At 69.8% G+C, this 288-nt stretch carries 1 protein-coding gene; it reads right to left on the reverse strand.

Annotated elements, in window-relative coordinates:
- Positions 1 to 288 (reverse strand): cytidylyltransferase domain-containing protein (locus FLQ44_RS22990; protein WP_439144962.1); only part of this gene is annotated, 288 nt, incomplete at both ends.

Here is a 288-nt window from a genome sequence, read left to right on the forward strand (position 1 = left end):
TCGACGCCGGCAGGAAACGGCTCCGGGCTGATACCGACGGCGATCCGCCAGCCGGCTTCCAGCGCACGCAGCTGTTCCAGGCACTCAAGCTGCTCAAGGCGAGCGGGCGGCAGCGCCGCGAAGCGCCTGAGCGCATCGGCGCGGTAGGCATACAGACCGATGTGGCGCAGCCAGTGCCCGCCGGCGAGGCCCAGTCGGTCGACCGCAAAGCGGTCGCGGTCCCAGGGAATGGGGGCACGACTGAAGTACAGGGCGTCACCACTTTGCGCGCGCACGACCTTGACGCTG

The sequence above is a fragment of the Vogesella mureinivorans genome, assembly GCF_007644035.1.
GTDB lineage: Bacteria > Pseudomonadota > Gammaproteobacteria > Burkholderiales > Chromobacteriaceae > Vogesella > Vogesella mureinivorans.